This is a genomic window from Nostoc mirabile CHAB5784 (assembly GCF_020829645.1).
Taxonomy (GTDB): domain Bacteria; phylum Cyanobacteriota; class Cyanobacteriia; order Cyanobacteriales; family Nostocaceae; genus Nostoc; species Nostoc mirabile.
Genome location: NZ_JAIVFS010000036.1, coordinates 70,697 through 79,709 on the forward strand (window position 1 = coordinate 70,697; position 9,013 = coordinate 79,709).

General features: G+C 41.7%; 9 protein-coding genes. 7 read left to right on the plus strand and 2 right to left on the minus strand.

What is annotated here, in order from left to right:
- The first annotated feature begins 91 nt into the window (after window positions 1-91).
- The 5 genes from LC653_RS22110 (at window position 92) to LC653_RS22130 (ending at window position 4,738) form a co-directional block, all read left to right on the plus strand.
- On the plus strand, window positions 92-2,242 hold the full coding sequence (locus LC653_RS22110; RefSeq protein WP_229496919.1) for a hypothetical protein: 2,151 nt from the start codon (window positions 92-94) through the stop codon (window positions 2,240-2,242).
- 237 nt (window positions 2,243-2,479) lie between these two features.
- Window positions 2,480-2,926 (plus strand): urease accessory protein UreE, encoded by a 447-nt coding sequence (gene ureE, locus LC653_RS22115; protein WP_229496928.1) that lies wholly within the window; start codon window positions 2,480-2,482, stop codon window positions 2,924-2,926.
- Window positions 2,901-3,593, plus strand: coding sequence for an urease accessory protein UreF (locus LC653_RS22120; protein ID WP_229496920.1), 693 nt, complete (start codon window positions 2,901-2,903; stop codon window positions 3,591-3,593). Before ureE ends, LC653_RS22120 begins: the two co-directional genes overlap by 26 nt.
- 66 nt (window positions 3,594-3,659) lie before the next feature.
- Window positions 3,660-4,256 carry an urease accessory protein UreG gene (gene ureG / locus LC653_RS22125; RefSeq protein ID WP_229496921.1) on the plus strand — a complete coding sequence of 199 codons (597 nt, stop codon included), beginning with the start codon at window positions 3,660-3,662 and terminating at the stop codon, window positions 4,254-4,256.
- A gap of 170 nt (window positions 4,257-4,426) precedes the next feature.
- A complete protein-coding gene (locus tag LC653_RS22130) occupies window positions 4,427-4,738 on the plus strand; it encodes a hypothetical protein (protein ID WP_229496922.1) in 312 nt (103 codons plus the stop codon).
- Between the two features lie 274 nt (window positions 4,739-5,012).
- Here the strand turns inward: LC653_RS22130 and LC653_RS22135 are convergent, their stop codons facing one another.
- Entirely contained in the window at window positions 5,013-6,899 is a 1,887-nt protein-coding gene (locus LC653_RS22135) for an ABC transporter ATP-binding protein (RefSeq protein WP_229496923.1), read from the minus strand.
- A 727-nt stretch (window positions 6,900-7,626) separates the two neighbouring features.
- On the opposite strand from LC653_RS22135, the gene LC653_RS22140 reads away from it, so the two are divergent.
- Both LC653_RS22140 and LC653_RS22145 read left to right on the plus strand, forming a co-directional pair.
- Window positions 7,627-7,857: a hypothetical protein gene (locus LC653_RS22140; RefSeq protein WP_229496924.1), complete on the plus strand. Its 231-nt coding sequence runs from the start codon at window positions 7,627-7,629 to the stop codon at window positions 7,855-7,857.
- The gene (locus LC653_RS22145) at window positions 7,838-8,119 is read left to right on the plus strand and encodes a type II toxin-antitoxin system RelE/ParE family toxin (protein ID WP_229496925.1); all 282 of its coding nucleotides are present in this window, start codon (window positions 7,838-7,840) and stop codon (window positions 8,117-8,119) included. Before LC653_RS22140 ends, LC653_RS22145 begins: the two co-directional genes overlap by 20 nt.
- A gap of 342 nt (window positions 8,120-8,461) precedes the next feature.
- Here the strand turns inward: LC653_RS22145 and LC653_RS22150 are convergent, their stop codons facing one another.
- A complete protein-coding gene (locus LC653_RS22150; protein ID WP_229496926.1) occupies window positions 8,462-8,740 on the minus strand; it encodes a hypothetical protein in 279 nt (92 codons plus the stop codon).
- Between the last annotated feature and the right edge of the window lie 273 nt (window positions 8,741-9,013).

Here is a 9,013-nt window from a genome sequence, read left to right on the forward strand (position 1 = left end):
ATTAAAAAAAGTAACTTATATTTTCTCACCCAAAAAGCAATCACAAAGTTTAGAATCTAGTTACAAGACAACAAGAATTTAAGGTTTAAATATGAAAAAAATTATCTGGTTTTTGCCAGTGCTGGCAGTTCTAGCAACATGGTCACTAACTTCCGATGCTGTCTGGAAATATCTTTTCTTCCTGCGCCTGCCTATTTTGATGGGTTTATTCCTTCTGCTTCTTCCTAAACTTGCTAAGGATTGGCTGCCAGCCATGTTGAAGAATCTATTTGTACTTCGCAACAAGTGGCAACTAGCAGTCATAATTATGAGCGCGATTGGAGCAGGAACGTCAGTAATTTCAGTTGCAGCTATCATTCTGGATAACGCACCAGCTCGCTTTGCTGTACCACCAACAATAGAAATTTCTGAATTTTGGCAATATGGAATAGCTATTGCCTTAAGTTTATACATTTGCATTATTGCAATTGACCTATCCCAAGAGAAGCTGAACAATAAGGAAAGACAGTGGGGAACATTTGTAGGTGCAGGATTGGGCATTGGGCTACTATTTTTTGTTAGTTTTGTCAGACACTGGTTAAGCTCAAATGCTTTCTTAAAAAAGATACTTGTTGATATCTTTTCTTTCGTAACCAAACATCATACATTTGGCTATATTAACCCTCAAACAGGTGAATTGAGTGCGGGGCATCTGACAGCGATCGCTTATTTGATAATTGGAGTAGTTATCTACATTACGGTTGGTTTGCGTTTTAATCCAAAATCAGAAACAAATCGAGCTGAAGCACCTGCACTCCTATATGTGCTATTTATCATATCGATGGTGACACTTGTCTATGGAGGTGCAACATTCTATTTTGATTACTTCCGTATTCCTGTACTAGTTATCTTTATTAGTTTCTCCGTTGTTAGTTATATTGCATTTGATGTAAATCACTTTTTTCAAATCAATATTTTCCAAGATAGTGAAGACAAGAAAAAAGTTGATAGCGATTCAAATAACTTCCCAAAAATCCTAGAAAAGCGTCTCAAACATCAAGAGGGAGAACGAACTTTAGTAATTATTTGTGCTAGTGGTGGCGGAATTCAAGCATCAGGATGGACAGTGCAAGTGTTAAGTGGTCTCCAGGAATTATTAGGAAAGTCATTTACCAAAGCAATTGGCTTGATTAGTGCTGTCTCAGGCGGTTCAGTAGGGACAATGTACTATCTAGATCGCTTTAATAAACATGGTTTTTTAGAAGAGAGCGAACAGCAAATTTTTGATAAAACCACCAACGATAGTTTTTATGCTGCTACTAGAGATAGTTTAGATGCCGTTGGTTGGGGTCTGGTTTATTTGGACTTATGGCGATTCATAGGACTTCCATTTCTTGTTCGTCCAGAGTTTGATCGTGGTACAGCAGTTGAAACAGACTGGCAGGGGGAAATGAAGGAACCGAAAAAGATAAAAACCTTTGGAACCTGGCGAAAACAGATTTTTGATGGCGAAATTCCTATTCCTGTATTCAATGCAATTTTAGTCGAAAATGGCTGGCGGTTTCTGATGACTCCAGTAACATTTAGCAAGGCTCCTGAGAAAAAGTATATAGACTTTAATACTCTCTATGAAGCCTATGATATGAATGTTGTAACGGCTGCAAGACTATCAGCAACTTTTCCCTATGTCTCTCCTATCTGTCGCAGCAGTGTAAACATCCCAAATCAGAATTATCACGTTGCTGATGGGGGCTATTTCGATAACTCTGGCTTTGTAACGGCAGCCGAATGGCTGGATGAACAGCTTAATAATTTAAATATAAAACGAGTCCTGATATTGCAAATCAATCCTTTTCCCAAATCTGCTTCAACGGAAAACGTGCAGGGGAATGGAGGCTGGTTTATGGCGACTATAGGGCCATTACTGGCAATGTTCAAGGTACGCGATCCGATTTTGGCATCTCGAAATGCAAAGGAAGCAGATTTGCTGGCGAAAAAATGGGAGAACAAGGTAGATATCCAATACTTTCCCATTTTCTTCCCCTCGGAATCTGAAATACCTCCAGAATTTGCAGTATCTGAATTTTATAAAGATGGTCGGTATCGTCCGCCTTTATCCTGGAAGTTAACTGATAGAGAGAAGCAAGCTATTCAAGATGGTTGGGAGGCAATAAAAACAGGAGAGAACATTCAAAAAATTAAACAACTGTGGCACGAAACTTGGAATATGCCAGATTCCACAGACCGTACACCAGAAGATTAATGACTTGCTTCTCCTGTGGGTAGTTAAGAGCAGGGGTACGAGCGTCACTCAAAGGGTTACAGGTGATAGGGAATGGAAAGGTGCTAATTGGTGTTCACACTAGAATCATAATAGACATCTCCAAAAATGAATGTAGAGACGTAGCAGTGCTACGTCTCTACAAAGGTTCTGGATAATGCATATTTAATTAATTTCTGGAGATGTCTAATGAAAAGCGGAAGTTCAGGCGAAACTCTTATGCTGATATTTACCCAACTTAAACCGCCTAATCGCGATGCCGCAGTCACTTTTACTCTGGCACTGACAGCAGAAGAACGTACCCGCAGTCGTCATCGCTTTGAAACGGAAGATGGTAAAGTTGTGTTTTTACATTTACCCAGAGGAACTGTCTTACACGATGGCGACATTCTGCAAGAAGAAACCCACAGTAGTTCAATCAGAATTACAGCCAAACCAGAACTAGTGCTGACTGCCTTTGCCCAAACACCACTTTTATTACTACGGGCGGCATACCATCTGGGAAATCGCCATGTACCTGTAGAAATTACTCCGACTTATTTACGCTTGTCTTCAGATTCTGTTTTACACACGATGTTGGAACAACTGGGGTTAGAAGTTAAAGAGGAAATTTTACCGTTTCAGCCAGAATTAGGAGCTTATGGACAACACCATCATGCTCACTGACAGCCATCTTTTGAGTATTTTGCAACTGGCTAGCCCTGCTTTGCCTGTGGGAGCATATAGTTATTCTGAAGGTTTGGAAATGCTGGTAGAAAATGGTACGATCGCTAACCACACACATCTCAAAGATTGGTTAAAAGCAGAGTTGCTCTACGGGGCAATTCGGTTAGAGGCGGCGGTGATGGTACGATCGCAGCAATCTGCAAAAATAGGTGATATTGAGTCGCTATGCCGTTGGAATCTGTGGTTATCCGCAGCTAGGGAAACAGAAGAGTTACGCGCCTCTAGTTGGCAGATGGGGCGATCGCTGATCCAATTACTTGGTAAACTAGAACCGCAGATTATACCTATTGCCAATGCTGTCGGTAATCCTTGCAATTATGCGATCGCTTTTGGTATTGCCATTGCCCATTGGCAAATCAGTATCCAAGCCGCATTACTCGCATATCTGCATAGTTGGGCAAGTAATTTGATTACTGCGGGCGTGAAACTTATCCCCCTTGGACAAACAGCAGGACAGCAGTTATTGCTAGATTTGCAACCATTACTCAGTGCTGCGGCATTAGAAATTCTCGCGTTAGAGGATGATGAACTCGCCTGTTGTAGTTGGGGTTTGTCGCTAGCGAGTATGCAGCATGAAACGCAGTATACAAGGTTGTTTAGGAGTTAGTCAAAATAATTCGTAATTCGTAATTCGTAATTCGTAATTATTACAAAGGACAAATGACAAATGAAAATGAATGCATTTAGAGTGGGGGTTGCTGGGCCGGTGGGTTCGGGGAAAACGGCTTTGGTGGATGCTTTGTGCAAGGGATTGCGTGAGCAGTATCAGATTGCGGTGGTGACGAATGATATTTATACTCAGGAGGATGCTCAGTTTTTAGTGCGTTCTCAGGCGTTGGCAAGTGATCGCATTTTGGGTGTAGAAACTGGTGGTTGTCCCCATACTGCTATCCGCGAAGATGCTTCGATGAATTTGGCGGCAATTGAACAATTAGAGGAACGTTTTCTCGATTTGGATTTAGTATTTTTGGAAAGTGGCGGTGATAATTTAGCTGCTACCTTTAGTCCAGAATTGGTGGATTTAACAATTTACGTTATCGATGTTGCGGCTGGTGATAAAATTCCCCGCAAGGGTGGTCCCGGTATTACTAAATCTGATTTGTTGGTGATTAATAAAACTGATTTAGCACCATACGTTGGTGCAGATTTAAGTGTGATGCAACGAGATGCAAAAAAAATGCGCGGTGATAAACCTTTTATTTTTACTAATTTAAAAACTCAGTCTGGACTTGCAGATGTAATTAATTTTGTTTGCACAAATATCTGTTAAAAAGAATTTTATAACCCAATACAGTTCAGTTAGCGCCAAAAACCTTAAATTGTGTAGGTTGGGTTGAGGAACGAAACCCAACATTTCCGGGGCTTTGTTGGGTTGCGCTTTGCTTAACCCAACCTACAATTTTCCACAAAGCCAAGCGTATTGTTTTATAACCCACGGAGGTGGGTTTTGCCTGTATAGACGCGGTTTATGAGCTTTTTAACTCGGCAGTTGAGCCTTTTTACTTGAAAGTTGAGCCTTTTTACTCGGCAGTTGAGCCTTTTTACTCGGAAGTTGAGCCTTTTTACTCGGAAGTTGAGCCTTTGAACTCGGAAGTTGAGCCTTTTTACTCGGCAGTTGAGCCTTTTTACTCGGAAGTTGAGCCTTTTTACTCGGCAGTTGAGCCTTTTTACTCGGAAGTTGAGCCTTTTTACTCGGCAGTTGAGCCTTTTTACTCGGAAGTTGAGCCTTTTTACTCGGAAGTTAATGCTTAATTAATATCATGTCCGCCAAATTACCCATAATAAAAGAACCCTACCCCCAACCCCTCCTCGCTTGCGGGGAGGGGAGACAAAGCATAGCTTTGGCGGGGTGGGGTTCTTCGGCCTTAATAAGCAATCAAGCGAACCTGATATAACTCTTTGTCAAAGTCAATTTTTTTAACGAACCGCAATCGCGCAGCGTCTCGTTAGAGAAGGACGCAAAGAAAGAGAAGGAAGAGAAAAAAGAAATGCTTAACTGAACTGTATTGGTTTCTAACGGCCCTTTCTATAAAGCCCTCAGATGACGACTTCGCACACGTTCAGCACTACCAGTAGGAATCGCAGCAATTAATTTTTGCGTATATTCCTCTTTGGGTTCTTGGTAAATGCTTTCGGCTGTGCCTTCTTCAACAATTTGACCGCGATTCATGACTAAAATGCGATCGCTCATAAATTTCACCACACTTAAATCGTGAGAAATAAAGATATAGGTAAGCTGAAAGTCTGACTGTAATTCTTTGAGAAGATTTAATACCTGCGCCTGTACGGAAACATCCAGTGCTGAAACTGATTCATCGCAGATGATAAACTTAGGATTTAACGCCAAAGAACGGGCTATACAAATCCGTTGGCGTTGACCGCCAGAAAACTGATGAGGATAGCGGTTAATCGCATCTGCACTCAACCCCACCCGTTCTAAGAGTTCGGCTACTCGCTGGCGTCGTTGCTGCTTAGTCTTACCCACGGCGTGAATTAACAATGGTTCCATCACCGCGTCCCCAACCCTCATCCGTGGATCTAGGGAACTGAAAGGGTTTTGAAAGACTATTTGCATTTCCCGCCGCAGTTTTTGCAACCGTTCTCCTTTGAGGCTAGTAATATCTTGTTTCTCAAAGATAATCTGACCACTCATCGGTTCAATTAATCGCAGCAAGGTTCTGCCAAGGGTGGTTTTACCGCAACCAGATTCTCCCACCAAACCTAGTGTTTCTCCTGGTTTGACATCAAAAGAAACGCCATTAACTGCCATATTGTAGCGTTTTGTACCACCAAACAACCCGCGCACTGGAAAACCAACTTTCAGATTGCGGATTTGCAACAGGGGTTCCTTTTGATTGAAATTTGCCAATCTTGCAGCAATCTCTTCAGTGGTGACTTCTGTGGGTTGTACGGGTTCTTTCGGCTGAATTACTACTTTTCCCGTTGCTGTCTCTTCTGCACTCATGTAATCAGAAACGGTAAGTAATTTTTGGGGACGGCGGTTGAGTGTGGGGCGACAAGCTATCAAACCTTTAGTATACGGATGCTGGGGACTGCTGAAAATTTGCTCAGAAGTACCAGATTCGACAACTTTACCTTTATACATCACCGCTACTTGGTCAGCAATTTCCGAAATTAGCCCCAAGTCGTGGGTGATGAAAATCATTGCCATGTCACGGCTTTGCTGCAATTCTCGCAACAAGTCCAAAATTGTTGCTTGCACCGTCACATCCAAGGCTGTGGTTGGTTCATCGGCAATTAAGATTAATGGGTTGCAAGAAATTGCCATTGCAATCATCACCCGTTGCAACTGACCCCCAGAAAGTTGATGAGGGTAGCGTTCCAGCATGGCTTCTTTGTGTTCTTTAACCAACTGTGCCAACTTTGATGGATCTAGTTTCGATGAATTGCTGTTGGTTTGATGCCAAGTTTCGATATACTGCTGCTGTATCTCCTGATCGCTAGGTAGAAGTTTTACCTCTTGCAGACCTGCGATCGCAATTTGTCGTGCTTGGACTGCTGACACATTTTGATGCCGCATAATCGCTTCTGTTAGCTGAAACCCGATATCATAAACCGGATTGAGCGAACTCATTGGTTCTTGAAAAATCATGGCGATGTCGCCACCCCGATGTAACTGCATTTGCTCAGGAGGCAATGTTACCAAATCTATAGGGTTGGCATTCTCCTGAGGACGAAACCAGATTTCACCGCCAGTCACTATACCGGGAGTTTGCAACAAACCCATCACAGCTAGGGCTGTCACCGATTTACCACTCCCCGATTCTCCCACTATTCCTAGAGTTTCACCTCGATGCAGCCTAAAGGAAATACCATCCAAAGCTCTGACGATATTGCCATCACTGGGAAATTCAACTTGGAGATTGCGAACCTCTAGGACAGTTTCTCTCATAGGAGTTGGGTATGAATATTAACTTAAAATTATTTGGATTTTAACAATTGTTTTGATGTATATGTAAGTAAATTTGGTTTTTACACTTTTTGGCAGTTTCTCACATACTTCCACAATATACACGCATTTGCGATGTAGAACTGGCTGCGATCTCTGCAAATTGCGATCGGCTCATGGTATCCTCTTTTTTCAGAGTTCCAGTGTTTACATAACAGCATTAACCACAGTAACTTGCTACCACGAACAAAACAGCCAGGAGAGCAAATCCGTAAATTGGTTAAGAGGATGTTTGTAAAGTCTAATTTATTACTTACCGGGCGACTAGAAGTCGCGGCTACACAAACAAAACCCACCTCCGTGGGTTAAAAACTCTTGATTTTTTATTAGTCCACGGAGGTGGACTTCGTTTGTGTAGTAGCGAATTCTATTCGCCCAATACTTTTAAAATCGCAGACTTAACCCATAACCAAGTTCTAAACTGTGTTAGGAGCGTGCTAACAATCACCATTAATGGTTCCGAGCGTGACAGTAAATCATCTAGCGATGCCTGCGGCGGGCTACGCCTACGCTAATCGCTGCTTCTGCCCTCCAGAAACATTTGCCGCCAGTCAGCCCAATATTGCATCCTATTTTTGCATAAATTGGCTAAATGTAAGAGGCTGAGGCTTTGGATTTGGAGATTAAAATAGAGTTAGTAAAGGTAGAGTTTACTTGATTAGGAGGTTCTATGATGACTTTACAAGAAATTATTGATTCTATTGAAAGTTTGCCCACAGAAGAACAAGAGTATTTATTTGAGTTTCTTCACCAGCAACGAATTGAGAATCGGCGGGTTGAAATTTTGGCTAATGCTCAGGAAGTGATGCAGGCTTTTAAGGATGGGACAGCTCATAGGGGAAGCGTTGATGATTTGATCGCTGATTTACTCGGAGATGATGATGGAAGTTGTCTGGAGTAGTGGATTTAAGCGGTCTTTTAGGAAGATCACAAAGAAAAACCCGCAATTAAAGAATCAAATTGTTAAGGTATTAAGGCTTTTGGCAGATGATCCATTTACACCGTCTTTGAAGTCTCATAAGTTAACAAGAAATTTGGCGGGTTTGTGGTCTTGTTCTGTTGCTTATGATTGTAGAATTATCTTTAATTTCTCTGAGGATGAGAAGTTGTTAGAAATGGTTATTTTATTGATTGATATTGGCAGCCATGATGAAGTTTATTAAATTGTAAAATAGAGGCTGAAGCTTGGGATTTAGAGATTACAATTTTCCATCCCTAACTGCTCGATACAGAAATCATATTTGATTTATGAAAAAATCTCAGTAGTCTTGTAGGGTGTGTTAGCAGAGCGTAACGCACGCTACTGGCGCTGGGAGGCGAGATATTATTGCTCTCTTGTTCCAGCCACCGAACAAGCGCGAGCGTTAAATACTTTACGTTATATTCACGGCAATCCCAAAGCTGCCCTTAGCGACGCAGTTTTTTCTACGATTTTAGTAACTACGGCACTTATGACGTACCTGCTTTTGTATAGATTCAGGAATTTTGCTACGAGAGGACACAATTTATAGAGCTTGCTGAGTTTGAGCAAGAGACACATTACGAATTGTGCGATTTACAAAGCTTAGGTAGTCATCAATTTCTTCGTAGCAATCAAGTTCTTTTTCTTCTTCTGCACTAAGCGGGGCGTTTTGCTGTTTCACCAATAGTTCTTCAATGCGACTTTGAACAGTGCTGGATGCTCGAAAAACTAGAATACCTTCCTCTAAATCAATCCGAACCGCGCCCTCAATGGGTAGTGTTTTTGGAAGGCTATTAAGTTTCGGTGGTAGAGAAATGGTCATGGCAGTGCCAGGAAATTAATCGATGAGTAATTTTGATTGTAGCTTAATGTGCGATCGCGGATTAAACAGTAAAACATATCCCAAAAAGTACCGAGGCTTTTGTCAGAGAATTGAATTGGTGAAATCAGAGTAGGTAAGCGATGTCTCCTGGAGTTTAGACTAAAAGCGATATGAGAGAACGCAAATCAAATGGAATTAGAGATTAAAAATATTATCTTGTCAGCCTCAAAGCATCCGCGACCTTTAACAATTCTGTAGTATATCTGCTCCAGA

What these genes read in the sequence shown, in the direction of transcription:
- LC653_RS22110 (WP_229496919.1), top strand. Translation starts at nt 92, where the DNA reads ATGAAAAAAATTATCTGGTTTTTGCCAGTGCTGGCAGTTCTAGCAACA.
- ureE (WP_229496928.1), top strand. Translation starts at nt 2,480, where the DNA reads ATGCTGATATTTACCCAACTTAAACCGCCTAATCGCGATGCCGCAGTC.
- LC653_RS22120 (WP_229496920.1), top strand. Translation starts at nt 2,901, where the DNA reads ATGGACAACACCATCATGCTCACTGACAGCCATCTTTTGAGTATTTTG.
- ureG (WP_229496921.1), top strand. Translation starts at nt 3,660, where the DNA reads ATGAATGCATTTAGAGTGGGGGTTGCTGGGCCGGTGGGTTCGGGGAAA.
- LC653_RS22135 (WP_229496923.1), bottom strand. Translation starts at nt 6,899, where the DNA reads ATGAGAGAAACTGTCCTAGAGGTTCGCAATCTCCAAGTTGAATTTCCC.
- LC653_RS22140 (WP_229496924.1), top strand. Translation starts at nt 7,627, where the DNA reads ATGATGACTTTACAAGAAATTATTGATTCTATTGAAAGTTTGCCCACA.
- LC653_RS22145 (WP_229496925.1), top strand. Translation starts at nt 7,838, where the DNA reads ATGGAAGTTGTCTGGAGTAGTGGATTTAAGCGGTCTTTTAGGAAGATC.
- LC653_RS22150 (WP_229496926.1), bottom strand. Translation starts at nt 8,740, where the DNA reads ATGACCATTTCTCTACCACCGAAACTTAATAGCCTTCCAAAAACACTA.